Genomic DNA, 16,915 nt, shown 5'->3' with positions numbered 1-16,915 from the left:
ATCTTAGAAATGGGGAATCAATGTGATACAAAAAGCATCGTTTGCCGGAGGCTGCTTCTGGTGCATGGTTAGTCCGTTTGAGGAACAGCCGGGTATTCATGGCATTATATCGGGATATATGGGCGGGACGCTTGAGAATCCTACATATGAGCAAGTCTTAACAGGAGAAACTGGCCATTTGGAGGTTGTGCAGATTACATTTGACCCGGACATTTTCCCCTATGAGAAATTACTGGAGCTGTATTGGCCGCAGATCGATCCTACCGACGCTACAGGCCAAGGCAATGATCGCAAGAGCCAATACCGTGCAGCTATTCTATATCATAATGAAGAACAACGCGAGCTGGCCGTCAAGTCGAAGGAAGAACTCGTCAAGAGCGGACGCTTTGATCAACCGATCGTGACCGAAATCCGGGAAGCATCCGTATTCTATCCTGCGGAAGAATACCATCAAAACTTCCATCGCAAAAATCCGAAACACTACAAGGAATCCCGAGTATACTCCGGCCGCGACGCCATTATCGAAAAGTACTGGAAATCATTCTAAAGTGAGAAAAGGCGGCCCCACGGGCTCGCCTTTTCTGTACACAGCAGTCAACCATCTGTCTGCTGTTTAATCATTCGCCCAAACCTCAGTCCATACTAGGCTTAGCGGATCAAACCATCTGCTATCAAAAAACCTGTTCCCTGACTGACAAAGGGGACAGGTTTATGTACTTCTATTTTAGGCGTGGCTCAGCATTTCCTGGCAGACCTCGGCACATCTACGGCAAGCCTCCGCACATTCTTTGCAGTGCTCATGATCGTGCTTTCCGCACTCTTCCGCGCAAGCCAGACAAGCCTTGATACACAGTTCGCAAATCTCCTTGACGTAAGGGCTTTTGCGTGACATTGCTTGAGCTGCAAACGCACAAATATCGGCACACTCTCTGTTGAGTGCAATACAATCGCGAAGCATAGCCAATTCGTATTCTTTCAGACAGGATACATAGCATACATTGCAAGCGTTCATACATTGGAGACATGCTTCGATGCATTCTTTATATTTGAGTTCATTTAACATTGTGGATATCCTCCTTGTAGTTACTACGCTATGCCTTAGTATTAAACGCTGGATGGCTGTCTGAATCAAATGCAGGTGGGAGAAGCCCAAGGTACAATTAGCCAAAAGAATCCACAGCAGTACAGCTTATGCCAAACGGTTCTTCCCCTCCAGCGCTTCAAGCTGCTGCTGGAGCAGCGATTTCTGGAAGTGCTCACCGATAAACACGACCACGTCCGGTACTTGACCCTGAGGCGTGATTTTCATAAAATCGGATTCGCGGAACGCATACTGGAACAGAAAACGGCTGTTGGTATCGCTAAAGGTAAGAATGCCCTTGGCCCGGTATACATCTCTCGGAAGCTCCGCTATCAAACGTTCGAACTCCACACTGTTCACAGGCTGGCTGAAATAATACGTGTACGACATAACATGATCATGAGAGTCGTGCGCGTGGATATGGTCATGAGAATGAACATGAGTAGGGTCATGGCTAGGGTCATTATGTAGAGAATGCGCGGCATCTTCTTCACGAACATGAGCATTCATTGTTTGCTGATCATGACCTGCATCTTGAGTATCAAAATTGGCCGGGTTCACGCCCCCTCCAATGCCGGTTTCCATCGCCGCACGCTCTTCACCTTGCAGCAGTTCCTCCACATTCACCGCACAGCGCACCGCAGGCAGAATCGGCGCATACGGATTCCAGCGCTCCACCAACTGCCGGATCGTTTCTTCATCCTGTTCGCTTACCTGATCCATCTTGTTCATGATCAGTGCGGAAGCCGCGCGAATCTGCTCCTGCATCAGTCGGTAGGTCTTTCCTTTTTGCTCGGCATTCAGATGCAGCAGATGTGCGGCGTCAACGACCGTAATCATCTTTTTCACATCGATTCTCATATATAACGAAGCTTCCGCAGCGGCATCCAGAATCTCCATTGGATTCGCAATCCCCGTCGCTTCAATAACGATGACATCCGGCTGCTCCCGCTGAACCAGCGTCGCAATCTCCGACGACAGATCAGAGCGAATCGTACAGCAGATGCAGCCGCTCAGCATTTCAGCTGTCGGAACCTCTTCGCCGGCGATAAGTCCATCAATATTGACCTCGCCGATCTCGTTCATTACAATAGCCGGTCTCAAACCCTGCTCCTTCCAATGCGCGATAAGCCGGCTAAGCAAGGTCGTTTTTCCACTGCCAAGAAAACCTGATAGAATATATATGGGTGTTACGTGTTCCACGTTCCATACTCCTTTGCGTGCATAATTTATTATGCTAGCGAGTGTACTACATTTCATCCACCTGCTGCAAGCGTCCTACCATTAACCTAAACAGGAGTCGTGATTCAGATGAACTCAGCACAAGAACATAAACGGCAATCCCCCGCTTCCGTGAACTGCATGGTCATCACCGTCTCGGACACACGGACCGTTGACACGGACAAGAGCGGTAAACTGATGATAGGCTTGCTGGAAGAAGCCGGGCATGCGGTTGCGGCCTACACCATTGTTCAGGACGAATATGAAACGATTCGGGAGCTGATATACACTGCAGTGAGCAACCCCGGAATTGATGTCGTGCTATTAACCGGCGGAACAGGCATATCCAGCAGAGACACCACTTATGAAGCAGTATCCTCCTTGCTGGACAAGGAACTCCCTGGATTCGGGGAGATTTTCCGCTACCTCAGCTTTACCGAAGACATTGGTTCTGCTGCGATCTTAAGCCGTGCTATTGGCGGTACGCTAAGCCACACGGCCGTCTTCTCCATGCCGGGGTCTGCCGGAGCCGTACGGCTTGCAATGAACCGTATTCTTCTGCCAGAGCTGCGACATATAAAATATGAGCTGGACAAACACAAGTCATGATCACCCTTCGAGAGATCCAGGAGAATATAAAGAAAGCCGGATGCTTGTAGTCATCCGGCTTTCTTTTATTTTCGCACTAACTGCTGACGCGCCCTTGATATTTGGCCAACAGCGCGGGCGCTATTTTTTTGACCTGGCTGTAATAGTTATCCGTCTTATCTCCAGTCGATGTGTAGACGATCGACGTTTCCTTGTCGCTGATGATCAAATTGTGCCCGCCGGCCACGTTGGCGTCACCCTCCGTGACACCAAAAATCTCCTTGATTCCTTTTTCCCTGGCCGCTTGATCCTGATAGACGTAGACGGTAATAAACTGGCTGGCATCATAATTGATCCGGTACTGATACGTGATGTTGCCAATTTCATCCTCCGCATAGGTCTCATTGGTCAGCGGCATCTTCACTTTGCTAAAAGAAGCTTGAAGCTCCTCAAGAAACTTTCCGTTCATACCACGTCCTGATATCCGGGCCTCTCTTGAACCTTCCTCATAAGCCTTCATGTTGTATAGGCGCATTTCATCCTTGGCCACTTGTTTAGAGCAGCCTACCGATATGGCAAGAATGGAACACAGCAATACTGCTGCAGCGATTCCGCGATAATTCATGTTCACTCACCCTTCCCTTGGTGTCAAAGGTTACCTTGTCTTAGGATGCCTGCGGGTAATGAACATTATGCGAATTCAAGCTAATAATTAAAGCGATATGACACTTCTTCCGACTGCTCCTCCCTGCAAGATGGTATTCAGCACGTCAGGGAGATCGGTCAACCCGTATTCCCTGATTCCTTCTTGAAGTACGGCTGTCGGCTTCCATTCATCAGCAAGCCTGGACCAGACGGATCGGCGATAGACCATTGGGCAGTATACCGAATCGATCCCCAGGAGATTAATCCCTCTCAAAATAAACGGAAACACCGTGGTATCAAACGCACCGCCGCCAGTCATGCCGGAAACGGCGATGCCCCCGCCGTATTGTACACTTTTTAGAAGGGAGCTCAGCTGGCTGCCCCCGACAGGATCCACCACCGCTGCCCACCTCTCAGCCGCTATCGCTCCTTTTGAGACAGACTCGGTTTCTTCCCTGGATATAACTTCATCAGCTCCAAGCTTCTTGAGCCAATCCGCCTGACTGGATTTGCCGGTCGATGCCGTCACACGGTAACCCAGCTGACTCAGGATCGATACGGCAAAACTTCCAACTCCACCCGTTGCACCCGTTACAAGAACCGGTCCCTGATTCTGCTGGAGTCCGTTTCGCAGTAATGCCTCAATCGACAGGGCTGCGGTAAAACCTGCAGTGCCAATGGCCATCGCCTCTCTTGGCGACAAGCCTTGCGGCAGAGGCACAAGCCAGTCTCCCTTGACCCTGGCATATTGGCTGAATCCACCTTCATGCGATACGCCCAGCTCGTAACCGGTGCAAAGGACATCATCACCTTCCTTGTAACCGGGATGCGAGGATTCCACTACGGTTCCCGCCAGATCAATGCCTGGAATGAACGGATACCTGCGCACTATTTTGCCTTCCGGAATGCTGGCAAGCCCGTCCTTGTAATTAACCCCGCTGTACAATACCCGGACAGTAACATCTCCTTCAGGAAGCTGATCGATGGAGATGTTCTCCACGCTTCCACGAACCTCTTGCTCCTCTTGACGAAGAACATAGGCTTGAAAATTGGTTTGGCTGCACACACTGCTCACTCCTTCAGTTTTATATTTTGATTGTATCCCCGTATAAAATCTGCGCCATGAATGTTGAAACTGTGCATATCCGCCGGAATAAGGCGATTTCTGCGCTTTCCCGAGAAATAATCCGCAGCAACAGATTCAAAAGTAGTTACAGGTTATGTTAGGATGAAAAAAGAATCCTCCTCTTGCTATAACTACTTCATATACGGGAGTTGAACTGAACATTATGAACAATTCTATACAGGAAACTCAAGCGTCATCCTTCCGCTTTTCGTTCCTGCTTACCTTAGTGACATTACTTCTGTTACCCATCGCCAGCAAGCCCGTCAGTCAAGCTCTTAAAAGCATTGGAATACATACAGAATTGGGAGGCGTCGCCGGTTCATTTCTCGGTTTTTTTCTGAGCTTGGGACTTATCCTTTTATTTCTTCGCTTAGTCTACGGAGCTGTTCCCTTCATTACCCGGCCTGGCCTTAAAGTGTACTTACAGATGGGTCTCCTCTTTATCATCATTACAGGGACCTGCGAATACTTCAGCACTTACCGCTCGGTTGAAGCATCTGTATTGGATAAAAGCCATGCTTACCTTGAAGCCCCCTTCAGAGTGGAGAATGCCCGTATTATACATCCGAAAGCATCTTCAGATAAAGCCTATGCCTTTGTCATCACACCTGGACTGGGTCTGCAATTATCAGCCCATACCAGGGGATGGTTCGGATGGGATATGTCCGTTGTATCCACATTCTACCCTCCGGCTGAGAATTCCTCTTCGCCTTCCATATTTTCAGAGACAAATGTTCACTCATCGCTCGCCTTCGGGATATACAGAAGCGAAGAACCGCTTCGGATCTATGTGAACGGTCAGCCCTGCACCATCTATACCTTATCGCCAATTAAGACCATATGTCAGTGAAGATTTGTACATGTGGTATTACGAACATCAGCCTGACCCTGTCATGAATAAGGATAAACTTCATCTGATCGCCCGCGATGCAAACGATAGCGTTATAGCTCAAGATCAGCTTGATTTGTAGCCATGCACAAAAAGACACTCCCTCGCATGCCAAGCAGCAGATAGGGAGCGTCTTATTTTATTTCCACAGGTTAATTCTATTTCTATTCTTCATGCTGTTCCATAAACTCAGCCATCATGCGATGCTTGACTTCCCAGACCTGCTCACTAAGGTTAACCCGGTAAATCTCCGGATTCAGCTTGCGTAAATATTCCGGCCAGAACTGATCAAGCTGCGTGTTATGATAACTCCGTATCTCTTCCAGCTTCGGCAGCTCATATACCAGCTCACCCTGCAAGAACACCGGTTCAAGCATGGATACAGCCTCAAAGTTCTGCACATTCTTACGCATATAAGGATGCAGCGGATTAAACAGCTTTAGCTTCCCGCTGTCCGGCGGCATCTCCTCTTCAGGGAAGCAGATGTAATCGGCAATGGCTTTACCGCTGCCTTTGGATATGATGCGGTAAACCTCTTTTTTGCCTGGCGTCGATACTTTTTCGGGATTGCCTGAAATCTTGATGGTCGGGACCATCTCACCGTCAACCTCACGCTCTACCAATTTATAGACGCCTCCGAGAGCCGGCTGGTCTGCGGCGGTGATTAATTGGGTTCCGACACCCCAAGTGTCAATTTTGGCTCCCTGTGCTTTAAGATCCAGAATGGTTCCTTCATCCAGATCATTCGAGGCTACGATGCCCACATAGTCAAGACCGGCCTCATCCAGCATTTTACGGGCTTGAATGGACAGATAAGCCAGATCCCCGCTGTCCAGACGGATGGCATTCATCCGTTTCCCCTGGGCTTCCAGCTTCTTCGCGGTTGCAATTGCATGTGGAATCCCGCTCTTTAACGTATCAAACGTATCCACCAGCAGGGTGACCTGATCCGGCATCACCTCAGCAAATATGTCAAAGGCCTCCTGCTCGCTCCGGAAGGTCTGTACCCAGGAATGCGCATGCGTGCCTTTGGTGGGAATACCAAATTTCTCCCCTGCCAGCATATTCGAAGTGGCGTGGAAGCCCGCCAGATAGGCTGCACGCGCCCCCCAGACGGCCGCATCGGCTTCCTGCGCTCGTCTTGTGCCAAACTCCAGCAGGATGTCCCCGCTGGCAACCTGACGGATTCGGGAGGCTTTGGTGGCGATCAGCGTCTGGAAGTTCATGAAGTTCAGAAGCGCGGTTTCCACCAGCTGCGTTTCGAATATGGTGCCTTCAACCCGGATGAGCGGCTCGTTCGGGAAGACCAGCGCCCCCTCCTTCATGGAATGAATATTCCCTTGGAAGCGGAACTGGCGAAGCTCCTCCAAAAACTCAGGTTTATACTTCTCTTCCTGTTTGGCCAGATAGGCAATGTCATCTTCCGAGAACCGCAACGATTCAATGTAATGTACAATCCTCTCCAAACCGGCAAAAACAGCGTACCCGTTACCGAATGGCAGCTTACGAAAATAAGCCTCAAATACCGCACGCGTACGATGAGATCCGTTAATCCAATGAGCATACATCATGTTGATCTGGTATTTGTCCGTATGTAGTGCTAATCCTGCTGTCAGCATCACGATCATCCTCCAGTGTTACCCGTTTGCTCCTTTATGCTTCCGGGCAATTCACAAGCTGTCATCTTAATTCGTTCATCTTATTTCGTACCATCTTCACTGCGCACAACCGCTGCACCGAGACTGCCTTGAAAATGACCTAAAGCCCACTGATGGCCCTCTGGATTGAAGCTTGCAACAGCATCCTCATAAACCGTAATCTTATATCCGTAATTGTAGGCATCCACCGCCGTATGAAGGACACAGATATCCGTGCATACCCCGACCAGATCCACTTCGGTAATCCCGCGTTCACGCAGCTTTTGATTCAGATCGGTGCCGCAAAATGCACTGTACCTCGTTTTGTCCATCCAATAGATCGTTTCCTTGCGTTCCTCGTACACCTGTTGCAGATCGCCGTATAATTCACGCCCCCGCGTGTCCCGAATGTTATGAGGCGGAAACAGCTTCGTTTCCGGATGGTAAGCATCATGTTCCTCGTGAAGGTCTACAGCCATCACAACGAAATCCCCGTTGTCATTATACTGTCTGGTCAAGTCGACAATTCTATGCTGAATGTCAATGGCCGGCTTGCCTACAGGCAGACTGCCATCCACGAAGTCATTCGTGAAATCTATCACGATTAAAGCCTTCATCTGACACACTCCTCTGTACATTGATTAATGTGGCCGATAAAAAACAGTGGCTTGAGATTACATGTTACGTATAAATAGATAGCAGCGGTGCATGATCCGTAAATCGATACAATTGTGCCGGTCGTTGGGAGTACTGATTCGAGTTTAGAGGTTTGCCATCCTCATCACGGGCTTCCTCCAAAATTCCCTGCCTGCTTCGGGTAGAAGTAATCTTACGGATAAAGTTGGGTTCATTGAACTCCGGCACGACAGTTTGGATAACCTGATACAGTTCGCTCAGTGTAAAATGCTCCGGCAAAAACTGTCTGGCAATCGTCGTTTGCAGCATTTGCTGCTGAATCTTGCGATACGCATCCATGATGATATCCCGGTGGTCAAAAGCAAGCTCCAGCTCCTCCAGAGCCTCCGCTACCGTGAATAGTCCAACCTCTTCTGCATCATCGGCAGCCTGGCGGTGCTCCAGCATCCATTCTTCCACCAACGCGTAGAACGCATGGCTGATGATCCAGCCGCGTGGATCGCGACCGGGCGCGCTATACACACCCAAATATTCCAAATGACCGCCATCCACCCCGGTCTCTTCTTTCAGTTCCCTCTTGGCTGCATCGTAAATAGACTCACTCTCACGGCAAAAACCGCCTGGAAGTGCCCACATACCGGCACAAGGCCATGATCTGCGCCTAATCAGCATCACCTTAAGCTCCCGTATAGGCAGTGTCTTGGTGAAGGTCTTCCGCTCCCGCTTCGTCAAGGTAAACATGACGATATCAGCGGGTACACCATCCGGTGTTCTATATTTCTTGGCATTGCGCTGTGGCGCCTGTTCATGATCCGTCATTTCCATCACCATAACTATTAATTTGATAATTTCATTATGACATATTTAAAGATGATGTCAAGGATTTCCTCATCCCATCTTCTGCATAAGATTACTATGCCCTATTCAGCCTCATTCTGTGCATGATGGATATGAATAGAAAAGGTGCGGAACCATTCCGCACCTTCGAATCGCCTAACCGCAGCTGCTTGGCGGCGTATCTTTTCCTGTTTCTACATTGACTTTTTCCGAAACGGTATCATGAATCACGGATACGACCAGTTGAAGAAGATAGTTGATATCGCTTTGACTCTGCTGGAATTCCATAACGAGCGGGATGCCGTCAATCTCCTCTTGCAGCTCTTCGATCTCGCGTTCGATTTTCGCAACCATGTCCTTATTCTGAAAGGATTCAAAAGCAACGATTTCTTTTTGCTTTTTCTTGATGGTTTTGATCAATCCTTGAACCCGTTCGTGGTTTTGGATTTTCTCTTCTGCTTGCTTAAACATTTGGACTTCTTCGCTTGTGGATATTAAATTCGCCAGCTCACCGGCTTTTGCCAAAATATCATCGCGTATAATCAATTCACGCGAATTGAATGTTGACATACCATATGTGTTCGTACGAACATGATCTTGTGCCAAGGTTCATCGCTCCAATTCTTCATCATCTATAAGCATATACGCAGCGCCGGGCCGAACTCACAAGGACGGCCTTTACGTACGTCGTGGAAAATTTCTGCCTGCCTCTCTATTATACAGCATCCGATGCAGGAATCGGATTGGAAATCATATCGCCTTTAATATACCAGGTCTTCGTATCGGTAATTTGAACATTCACGAACGTTCCCACCAAATCCCTGGAGCCTTCAAAATGCACCAGCTTGTTCGTGCGCGTGCGCCCGGACAGCATGGAATCATTGTTCTTGCTGACACCCTCTACAAGGACCTCTACCGTAGCACCCAGCAGCCTGTCATTGCTCTGGCGGCTGTACTCACTGATAGCTGCATTCAAACGTTGAAGTCGCTCGCTCTTGACCTCCATCGGCACATTATCCTCCATCACCGCTGCCGGTGTTCCTTCACGGGGAGAATAGATGAAGGTATACGCAGCGTCATAACCTACTTCGCGGACAAGAGACAGCGTCTCCTCAAACTGCTCATCGGTTTCTCCAGGGAATCCGACAATGATGTCCGTTGTAAACGCAACATTCGGAATCGCTTTTTTGATCTTATGAGCAAGCTCCAGGTACGTCTCACGCGTATATTTGCGGCTCATTTTTTTGAGCACCTGCGAGCTTCCCGATTGCACCGGCAGATGAATGTGTTCTACCAGATTTCCGCCCTTCGCCAGCACCTCGATCAGATGATCGTCGAAATCTCTCGGATGGGATGTCGTGAAACGTACACGCGGGATATCGATCTTATGGATCGCATCCATCAGATCGCCGAAGCGGTACTCGATATCCTCAAAATCCTTGCCGTATGCGTTCACATTTTGCCCGAGCAGCGTGATTTCCTTGTAACCCTGACGGGCTAGTTCACGTACCTCAGCTATAACATCCTCCGGACGCCGGCTGCGTTCCTTACCGCGGGTATACGGGACTATGCAGTATGTACAGAATTTATCGCAGCCGTACATAATGTTAACCCAGCCGCGAAGCCCTTCCCGCTTCTTCGGAAGGTTCTCAATGATGTCGCCCTCCTTGGACCACACTTCAACAACCATTTCCTTGCTGAAGAGCGCCTCCTGTATAAGATGGGGCAGACGGTGCACGTTGTGCGTACCGAAGATGAGGTCAACGAAGCCGTGTTTCTGGAGAATGCGATTAACTACGGACTCCTCCTGCGACATACAGCCGCAAACACCGAGCAGCATATCGGGCTTCTCGATCTTCAAGTGTTTCAGATGGCCGAGTTCGCCGAAGACCTTGTCCTCCGCATTTTCACGAATGGCGCATGTATTCAGCAAAATGATATCCGCCTGCTTGCGATCCTCGGTGGCTTGATAGCCCATTTGCTCCAGCAATCCCTTAATGGTCTCGGAATCATGCTCATTCATCTGGCATCCATAAGTCAAAATACACGCATATTTTCCCTTACCCATGTTCTTTAATTCTTCGGGAATTTCAAAATCGTAGTGAACCTGAATCGCTTCTTTTCCTCGCTTCTTCTCATCTTTATAAGAAGGCGCAGAATTGATTTGAATATTTCTTCCTTTAATACGGTATGTTGCCTTGCCATCTTCTTCACTTAATAATTTAGCGTCACTGAAATCAAAGTACTTGCTGTAATCCTTCTCAGGTTTAGCATTAGTCTCCTTCATTCATTTATCACTTCCTCAATTTCAATATCTGTAAACAATTATTTTTATTCTCATGAGTGTAAAGCATCAATAAAAAATTATACCACAATTAAGTATGCTTATCCATCACAGTAAAGCATTAATCTAGGCTTGTACGCAAAAGAGCGGGATATGCTCCCGCCCTTCTGTTTAATCCTTATCATTCTCTGTTTCTTGTTTTCTTTCAGCAAATTCTCGCTTGGCTTCGAAGAACTCCCGCTTAACTCCCTCAGAAGCATCTTCGTTTACCATTTTAGTTGTAAAGGGATTATTTCCACTGGTCTTTGGAGACCCTTTTTTCATGAACGGATTATTTTTACTTGTGCTATCATTCCCTGACATATTTATCACCTCCCTATTATACAAAGACAATGAAGGTCATGACCCCGATAAGTAAGGCTGCAATTCCAATTGTAATGACACCTATCATAAAATATACACTTTTGCGATTGTTTACTTTACAGTTCTTATTAACTACATCTCGATACTTCTCCATTAGAAATAATGCACTTTGCTCTTCTGGTAATTTTGCAGTGTCTTTTTCAAAACCAGCTAAATCAAACCTATCGTATTTTCTAGCAATAATTACGTACAAAAAACAGTAAACAGCCCCTACTAATAAAATAGAAGGGAACAACAAAAACACTCCAAACTTAATTGCATATGAAATAAAATCTGTAGACTGAACATTATCAAAATACTTTGAGTCCATAATTTTAGTTATTAGAGTTATTAAAACGCCCGTGAAGGCAATAAAAACAGCAGACCTAGTTTCAAAGGTTTTCTTACGGTCAATTTCATAATCATTCTCTTTCTGAGCTACAGAAAGAAGCAATTTAGCAGATGGTAATTTCTCATTATGACCTTCATTGTTTTCACCCAATTCACTATCCTTTTTCTCATCGGTTTCGTCTTTTTTTGTACTTTCATCTTTTTTAGATTCATTCTTTTTTTCGACTTCTTCATTCACCTTTTCCGACATTACTCTGCTCCCCTATACCTACATTATGTGCTAATTGAACTAGGTTAATTGTACCACATTCCACTAATTCCATCTATATCCAATTACTATCAAAAACCCTCCCGTTTTGAATTGTGGGGAGGGTTGCATTCATGAATGAGCTATAAGCATTCGGTGCGCACTTCAAAATGTATGTCATCTATAAATAATATATAGTAGAAATAAATTTAAACCAATTCTGCGTAGTACCTTTCATTTAATTGTCCAAATTCCACTTTTGTTGGAAAAAGCTTAACACCTTGCATTGCCAAACCCATGCTATGTTGACACCATCCAACAAGGTCAGCAGGAAGTCTAAACGCTATTGGTAAATCACCAATTTTCACTGTAGCGAATGGAGTTCCAGACATTATCCCTACACTTAATACCTCATACACTTTGCCGCTTTCAGCATCAGAATTTAATGAAGGAATTTCTAAAACATCATGTTTAGACAAATCCTTATATACTTTTGCACCTGCTTTGTTAATTACATAGTCAGCATTAGGATTAACACCAACTACATCAAGACCTCCAAAGTTGCCTTTTACATTCTTCTTATATTGTTTTTTTCTATTCATAATCACACCTCTACCAATTCAGGTGACTTATTAAACCATTCAGCGTATAGCTCTGAAAAATGCTTGTCCAATTCTTCTTGTATCTTGTCATCTACATTACCAGTTTTCCTTTTGTGGTCAATCATTTTCTGAACTAAACCATCGATGTGGGACATATCATCAGGAACAATAATAGGGATTTTCTTAACATAGTTGGCTGAATTATTAGCAGTAGGATTAATCGTATTTATGATGGAATTAAAAACATCAGAATTGAAAAAGGCTAACATGAAGTATAAATAATTTTCATCCTTTGGGAATATCCCTACAACTGATTGGTCAAATACTTGGTTCTCAATCAGATTTGCTTTAATTTTCGAAGATTTAACCATTGGTAATGCAATACCCTTTTTAAAATAATATTGCGAATTTTGAAATCTTGCTTTTTTATCAGTATTATAATGATTTATTGCATCTTTACTCCAATCAATGTACCAATCATTTCTTCTAATGTAACTATCAGAACTACCTTTAACTACTGGAATAAAAGCATTTTCGGCATCTATGCCTTCTATTATGTTTTCGATTTCCAAATAATTTTCGTTAATCTCGCTTTCCGTTATTACAGGGCATTTACTTAAATTGTTTTTAACTTTGTCAGAAGCAACTTTAAAATATTTTTTATTGTCGCCAGTATAAATACCTGTAACACAATTTGCAATATCACCTAACGTTAGTTCTGATGAATTAATTAGATTCCTAACACCCTCGCCAGCTTTAATTAAAAAAGCTTTATCTACTGAATCGAAAATTTCTTTTTGATTTAATATCTCAACTGAATATTTACGTAAATCTCTTTCATATGTTATTTCATCAATATCTGATGGTTGATTTAAATCAGTAATGATTCTAACATTATTTTTTAAAGCAATGTTTTTATCTGCTGTCTTTTGGACTGTAATGATACACATTTTTGAATAACCATACTGAACCCCAGGAAAGAACTTGGATGGGAAAATTAGAATTTCTTTTATCTTGGTATTTAACAGCATGTATTCACGAAGATTATTATGCATATGAAGATTCATAAATGTATCAGGTATGATGAAGCTTAAAATTCCGTCATCTTTTAATAATGAAATACAACGAAGCAAGAACAATGTGTACGATTCTTTAACATAAAAACCTGCATATTTTTTTTTAAGAACATCACGCTTCTCATAATCTTGCCATGCCCCATATGGTGGATTTCCAATAACTTTATCATAATGACCATTAGACATTACGAACATATCAAGTTGTAAATCTAAAAGAGTATCTGCATTTACAACTTTAATATTTTGATTTCCCTTGTACTTATTTTCTAGTACCTTTACTGCTTCTGGATTCAAATCATATGCTTCAATTTTACTATGAGGTTTATATCTCAATACCTCATCGATAAACACACCATCACCTGCTGATGGTTCAAGAATTAAATCTTCATCCTTCAAATCAATTTGCTTAATCATGTAGTCTGTTATAAATTGCGATTTTGTGTAGTAAGAACGGTATTCATCCATTTGTGCATCCTCCTGATAAAAAAAAAATCTTAGGTTTAACTTATGTTAATCATAAGTTAAACCTAAGACGAATTCAAGTTATTTTATTACCACCAAGTAAGATAATGGTCTGCAAATGATTTATCTTGCTTAGATGTGCGTTTTGACTTCATATACTTTGCAGTATTTTCATCTAAATCATTAACAATAGACAAATCATGCTTTTTTATAACTTTCAATATATTGAACCCTGTATACTTATGTATCATATCATAAACTTCATTACCTCTCTCAACTGACCACAGACCCGAATTTTCAAGTTGACGTAGATAATTATGCCCAGAGTCTTCTACTGTTCTGACCGCTAACATGCATCTGTATGGCTTATCAGTCAATTCATAATGATTTAACATATCGTATACACGTGCAACTGTAAGCAATCTCTCTTTATTACCTTTTTCGTTCGAACCATAACTTCCTTTGAAATCAATAATTACTTTTTCGTGCTTAGTTTCGGACTCAAAAATCTCTCCATCCAATTCGTCAAATGTTTCAAAAAGCTCATCGGAATTTAGATTTATGCTCTCACCAAGAAGTGACCAGATTTTATCATAATCATTGTAGATTTCTGAAACCAAATCATCTGGTATTCCTCTATCTTTTAATTTCTTCACAAACTTCTTCTTAATTTGTTTCTGTACATCTTCGAAACTTGGTGCATTGAACCTTTTCACATTCTTTTTAACTGGAAATGTCCAGCACAACTTCACAAGACTCTCCCACAGTTCGCCAGACCTACGTGAAAGGTCCATAGACTCATAATTCCAAAGATAATTCCTGCACTCCAACGATACAATAATCCAACAATAATACACCAAAAACGCACATTCTGGTAATTGGCTCTTATCAACTTCTTTTGATAAAATCTCAAACACTTTGCTATGTAATTCATCCAAGAACCTGTTCATTTCTTTGGTTTTATCTTGGTTTTTCCCTTTTGCGTCATGAATTTTTTTGAGAACCTCACCAGCATTTGTTCTCATTACGTTTAAGATTTTCGATTTGTCTAATTCGTACAAAGTCCTTCGCCTCCACATTTAACGTTAAACACCAACGTTACCTATTTCGACAAAGTTCTAGTCATCTCCTGTAGCAAACAATTATTTTTCTTTTTCCTTTTTAATTAGTTCAATATGAAGAATATCCCCCCCATAGGACAAAACAAGAAGATATTGTCAAGCCACACCCCACTAATAGAGAAGAACTACAAATTTTCTTTTTGGTACCTTATTATTTTCGTAATCTTTCTTTGTTCGTGTGTACTCCCTTTTAATCATAAAGTGCAATAACTCGTTTGAGACGCTTAAACCACATGGTATAACCAAAGATATTGTTTGAATGGACGTGCAGACAAATCGGTTCTAATATCTTGTACTGTTATTACAGATACTATCTTACCGTTCGGTGATACAGAAACTTGATTTGCATATGCACCTTCTGCGATTCTGTAACCATCTGGTATTTTAGTATTTGGCTCCTTGAAAGTGAAAGGAAGTGCTTTATCCGAAACCTTAGACCAATTACCTCTCGTTTGAAGCCACATTAAATTAATGTCGTTGGGAGATGTTACAACCACAGTTGTTTTTGAGTACGCTACTTCAGCTAACCACGCTTTATGAATCTCAGTAGAAATCTTATCTCCTCTACTCCATTTCCCATTATGATACTTTAATATCCCTTGCGTACCCCCACCAATACCAAAAAGCTGTCCATTCTGAACAAATAACTTCTCAGTTTTATTTTCGCTGTCATTAGATGATAGTTTTCTTAGCACATTATTTTCAAGAACAAAAGTTCTTAGTAAATGGTCAACGATATAAATGTCCTTGTTGATATAAGCAACATCACCTACATAACCAATTCCTTCTTGGACAGTATAAAGCTCGTTCCATTTATTATCTGTATACTGCCATAGCCCCATGAAACTGACTCCATACTCACTAACATTGAAAGATGCAGTAAGTACATTGTCATTTGACCAATCGAGATATAAAAAATCGTTTGATGTTGGTCCAATAATAAAATCCTTCGGCGGTTTCCCCATCTGAACCGTTACTCTTGGGAGGTTTATTTTTTCCCAACCGCTCTTAGAATATTGCCATACGTGGTCGACTCCAACTCCCCCATTACGGGCGACAACAACCAACTTCCCATCCTGCGACCATTTAATATGATTGACCTTCATGTCTTTTACAGGTGAGTATTCTGCATCAAATTGCTTCCATTCTCCGTCAATATATTGAACTATACCTGTTGTTGTTGCTACCCCTGTTAAAATATTATCTGGAGACCAATCCATGATGTAGCTTGTACCATATTGCGTTGTAGAAGTAATCTCTGATAAATCAATCCTTTCCCATTTTTCCTTCCTTGATATGTTTACTGTTTTGTCGCTCTCACTCCATTTCACGTCAGCTCCTAGTGCCTCTCCAACAAAACGCAATGGAACCATTGTGCTTCCATAAATAATTTGTGGAGCTACATTCAATTCAACGTTTTGGTTATTTATAGTTGCCTTCTTAGAACTGACAGTTAGAACTATGGTTTCAAAATCTTTTCGTGCAATAATTTGTTGATTATCCTGTTTCCATTCCACTGATGCGCCTAGACTTTCAAATATTGCTCTCATCGGCACTAAAACACTACCATTTTTCAATTGGGCAGGAGCATCGAATTTCTGTATAACTCCGTTTATTACAACATTAATTTTATTCTCCGAAGAAGCTGCCGCTAAGTTATAAGGAGTAATTAAGCATAACGCAATAATAAATAAACAAATTCTTTTCATC

The 16,915-nt window shown here is 43.6% G+C and carries 18 protein-coding genes; 3 read left to right on the top strand and 15 right to left on the bottom strand.

Annotation, left to right across the window (positions count from 1 at the left end; translation table 11 throughout):
- Positions 1 to 25: 25 nt before the first annotated feature.
- Positions 26 to 547, top strand: a complete 522-nt coding sequence (msrA, locus tag WDY75_RS12280; protein ID WP_063480517.1) for a peptide-methionine (S)-S-oxide reductase MsrA — start codon at positions 26 to 28, stop codon at positions 545 to 547.
- A gap of 177 nt (positions 548 to 724) precedes the next feature.
- Here msrA and WDY75_RS12275 read toward each other — a convergent pair whose 3' ends face one another.
- Both WDY75_RS12275 and WDY75_RS12270 read right to left on the bottom strand, forming a co-directional pair.
- Positions 725 to 1,063 (bottom strand): four-helix bundle copper-binding protein, encoded by a 339-nt coding sequence (locus WDY75_RS12275; protein ID WP_006211234.1) that lies wholly within the window; start codon positions 1,061 to 1,063, stop codon positions 725 to 727.
- Between the two features lie 126 nt (positions 1,064 to 1,189).
- Positions 1,190 to 2,284, bottom strand: a complete 1,095-nt coding sequence (locus WDY75_RS12270) for a GTP-binding protein (RefSeq protein WP_063480002.1) — start codon at positions 2,282 to 2,284, stop codon at positions 1,190 to 1,192.
- Positions 2,285 to 2,392: 108 nt separating this feature from the next.
- On the opposite strand from WDY75_RS12270, the gene WDY75_RS12265 reads away from it, so the two are divergent.
- The gene (locus WDY75_RS12265; RefSeq protein WP_006211237.1) at positions 2,393 to 2,911 is read left to right on the top strand and encodes a molybdenum cofactor biosynthesis protein B; all 519 of its coding nucleotides are present in this window, start codon (positions 2,393 to 2,395) and stop codon (positions 2,909 to 2,911) included.
- 76 nt (positions 2,912 to 2,987) lie between these two features.
- Here WDY75_RS12265 and WDY75_RS12260 read toward each other — a convergent pair whose 3' ends face one another.
- Together WDY75_RS12260 and WDY75_RS12255 are read right to left on the bottom strand one after the other, a co-directional pair.
- Positions 2,988 to 3,515, bottom strand: coding sequence for a hypothetical protein (locus WDY75_RS12260; RefSeq protein WP_036642135.1), 528 nt, complete (start codon positions 3,513 to 3,515; stop codon positions 2,988 to 2,990).
- An 87-nt stretch (positions 3,516 to 3,602) separates the two neighbouring features.
- Positions 3,603 to 4,601, bottom strand: a complete 999-nt coding sequence (locus tag WDY75_RS12255) for an NADPH:quinone oxidoreductase family protein (protein WP_063480003.1) — start codon at positions 4,599 to 4,601, stop codon at positions 3,603 to 3,605.
- Between the two features lie 223 nt (positions 4,602 to 4,824).
- On the opposite strand from WDY75_RS12255, the gene WDY75_RS12250 reads away from it, so the two are divergent.
- The gene (locus WDY75_RS12250; RefSeq protein ID WP_231888194.1) at positions 4,825 to 5,511 is read left to right on the top strand and encodes a hypothetical protein; all 687 of its coding nucleotides are present in this window, start codon (positions 4,825 to 4,827) and stop codon (positions 5,509 to 5,511) included.
- A gap of 203 nt (positions 5,512 to 5,714) precedes the next feature.
- Here the strand turns inward: WDY75_RS12250 and WDY75_RS12245 are convergent, their stop codons facing one another.
- The 11 genes from WDY75_RS12245 to WDY75_RS12195 form a co-directional block, all read right to left on the bottom strand.
- On the bottom strand, positions 5,715 to 7,169 hold the full coding sequence (locus WDY75_RS12245; RefSeq protein ID WP_036642127.1) for a nicotinate phosphoribosyltransferase: 1,455 nt from the start codon (positions 7,167 to 7,169) through the stop codon (positions 5,715 to 5,717).
- Positions 7,170 to 7,249: 80 nt separating this feature from the next.
- Positions 7,250 to 7,804: a cysteine hydrolase family protein gene (locus WDY75_RS12240; RefSeq protein ID WP_063480004.1), complete on the bottom strand. Its 555-nt coding sequence runs from the start codon at positions 7,802 to 7,804 to the stop codon at positions 7,250 to 7,252.
- A 64-nt stretch (positions 7,805 to 7,868) separates the two neighbouring features.
- Positions 7,869 to 8,654, bottom strand: a complete 786-nt coding sequence (locus WDY75_RS12235; protein WP_040680747.1) for an NUDIX domain-containing protein — start codon at positions 8,652 to 8,654, stop codon at positions 7,869 to 7,871.
- Between the two features lie 162 nt (positions 8,655 to 8,816).
- Positions 8,817 to 9,266 (bottom strand): RicAFT regulatory complex protein RicA family protein, encoded by a 450-nt coding sequence (locus WDY75_RS12230; protein WP_006211244.1) that lies wholly within the window; start codon positions 9,264 to 9,266, stop codon positions 8,817 to 8,819.
- A gap of 109 nt (positions 9,267 to 9,375) precedes the next feature.
- Entirely contained in the window at positions 9,376 to 10,947 is a 1,572-nt protein-coding gene (gene miaB / locus WDY75_RS12225) for a tRNA (N6-isopentenyl adenosine(37)-C2)-methylthiotransferase MiaB (protein ID WP_338842171.1), read from the bottom strand.
- Between the two features lie 168 nt (positions 10,948 to 11,115).
- Positions 11,116 to 11,307, bottom strand: a complete 192-nt coding sequence (locus WDY75_RS12220) for a hypothetical protein (protein WP_338842170.1) — start codon at positions 11,305 to 11,307, stop codon at positions 11,116 to 11,118.
- Between the two features lie 16 nt (positions 11,308 to 11,323).
- On the bottom strand, positions 11,324 to 11,947 hold the full coding sequence (locus WDY75_RS12215; protein ID WP_338842169.1) for a hypothetical protein: 624 nt from the start codon (positions 11,945 to 11,947) through the stop codon (positions 11,324 to 11,326).
- A 206-nt stretch (positions 11,948 to 12,153) separates the two neighbouring features.
- Positions 12,154 to 12,546 carry a hypothetical protein gene (locus WDY75_RS12210; RefSeq protein WP_338842168.1) on the bottom strand — a complete coding sequence of 131 codons (393 nt, stop codon included), beginning with the start codon at positions 12,544 to 12,546 and terminating at the stop codon, positions 12,154 to 12,156.
- Between the two features lie 2 nt (positions 12,547 to 12,548).
- Positions 12,549 to 14,087, bottom strand: a complete 1,539-nt coding sequence (locus tag WDY75_RS12205) for an Eco57I restriction-modification methylase domain-containing protein (protein WP_338842167.1) — start codon at positions 14,085 to 14,087, stop codon at positions 12,549 to 12,551.
- 86 nt (positions 14,088 to 14,173) lie between these two features.
- Positions 14,174 to 15,145 (bottom strand): hypothetical protein, encoded by a 972-nt coding sequence (locus WDY75_RS12200; RefSeq protein ID WP_338842166.1) that lies wholly within the window; start codon positions 15,143 to 15,145, stop codon positions 14,174 to 14,176.
- Positions 15,146 to 15,429: 284 nt separating this feature from the next.
- Complete coding sequence (locus WDY75_RS12195) at positions 15,430 to 16,914, bottom strand: copper amine oxidase N-terminal domain-containing protein (RefSeq protein WP_338842165.1); 1,485 nt, start codon at positions 16,912 to 16,914, stop codon at positions 15,430 to 15,432.
- Between the last annotated feature and the right edge of the window lies 1 nt (position 16,915).

The organism is Paenibacillus glucanolyticus, assembly GCF_037333485.1.
In the GTDB taxonomy this organism is placed as follows: Bacteria; Bacillota; Bacilli; order Paenibacillales; family Paenibacillaceae; genus Paenibacillus_AQ; species Paenibacillus_AQ glucanolyticus.
This window is presented reverse-complemented; position numbering and strand designations above follow the sequence as displayed.

Excerpts from the sequence above, each read along its gene's own strand:
- WDY75_RS12275 (WP_006211234.1), bottom strand. The coding sequence starts at position 1,063 with ATGTTAAATGAACTCAAATATAAAGAATGCATCGAAGCATGTCTCCAA.
- WDY75_RS12205 (WP_338842167.1), bottom strand. The coding sequence starts at position 14,087 with ATGGATGAATACCGTTCTTACTACACAAAATCGCAATTTATAACAGAC.
- WDY75_RS12240 (WP_063480004.1), bottom strand. The coding sequence starts at position 7,804 with ATGAAGGCTTTAATCGTGATAGATTTCACGAATGACTTCGTGGATGGC.
- WDY75_RS12235 (WP_040680747.1), bottom strand. The coding sequence starts at position 8,654 with ATGGTGATGGAAATGACGGATCATGAACAGGCGCCACAGCGCAATGCC.
- WDY75_RS12215 (WP_338842169.1), bottom strand. The coding sequence starts at position 11,947 with ATGTCGGAAAAGGTGAATGAAGAAGTCGAAAAAAAGAATGAATCTAAA.
- WDY75_RS12245 (WP_036642127.1), bottom strand. The coding sequence starts at position 7,169 with ATGCTGACAGCAGGATTAGCACTACATACGGACAAATACCAGATCAAC.
- WDY75_RS12250 (WP_231888194.1), top strand. The coding sequence starts at position 4,825 with ATGAACAATTCTATACAGGAAACTCAAGCGTCATCCTTCCGCTTTTCG.
- WDY75_RS12220 (WP_338842170.1), bottom strand. The coding sequence starts at position 11,307 with ATGTCAGGGAATGATAGCACAAGTAAAAATAATCCGTTCATGAAAAAA.
- WDY75_RS12265 (WP_006211237.1), top strand. The coding sequence starts at position 2,393 with ATGAACTCAGCACAAGAACATAAACGGCAATCCCCCGCTTCCGTGAAC.
- WDY75_RS12210 (WP_338842168.1), bottom strand. The coding sequence starts at position 12,546 with ATGAATAGAAAAAAACAATATAAGAAGAATGTAAAAGGCAACTTTGGA.
- miaB (WP_338842171.1), bottom strand. The coding sequence starts at position 10,947 with ATGAAGGAGACTAATGCTAAACCTGAGAAGGATTACAGCAAGTACTTT.
- WDY75_RS12195 (WP_338842165.1), bottom strand. The coding sequence starts at position 16,914 with ATGAAAAGAATTTGTTTATTTATTATTGCGTTATGCTTAATTACTCCT.
- WDY75_RS12260 (WP_036642135.1), bottom strand. The coding sequence starts at position 3,515 with ATGAATTATCGCGGAATCGCTGCAGCAGTATTGCTGTGTTCCATTCTT.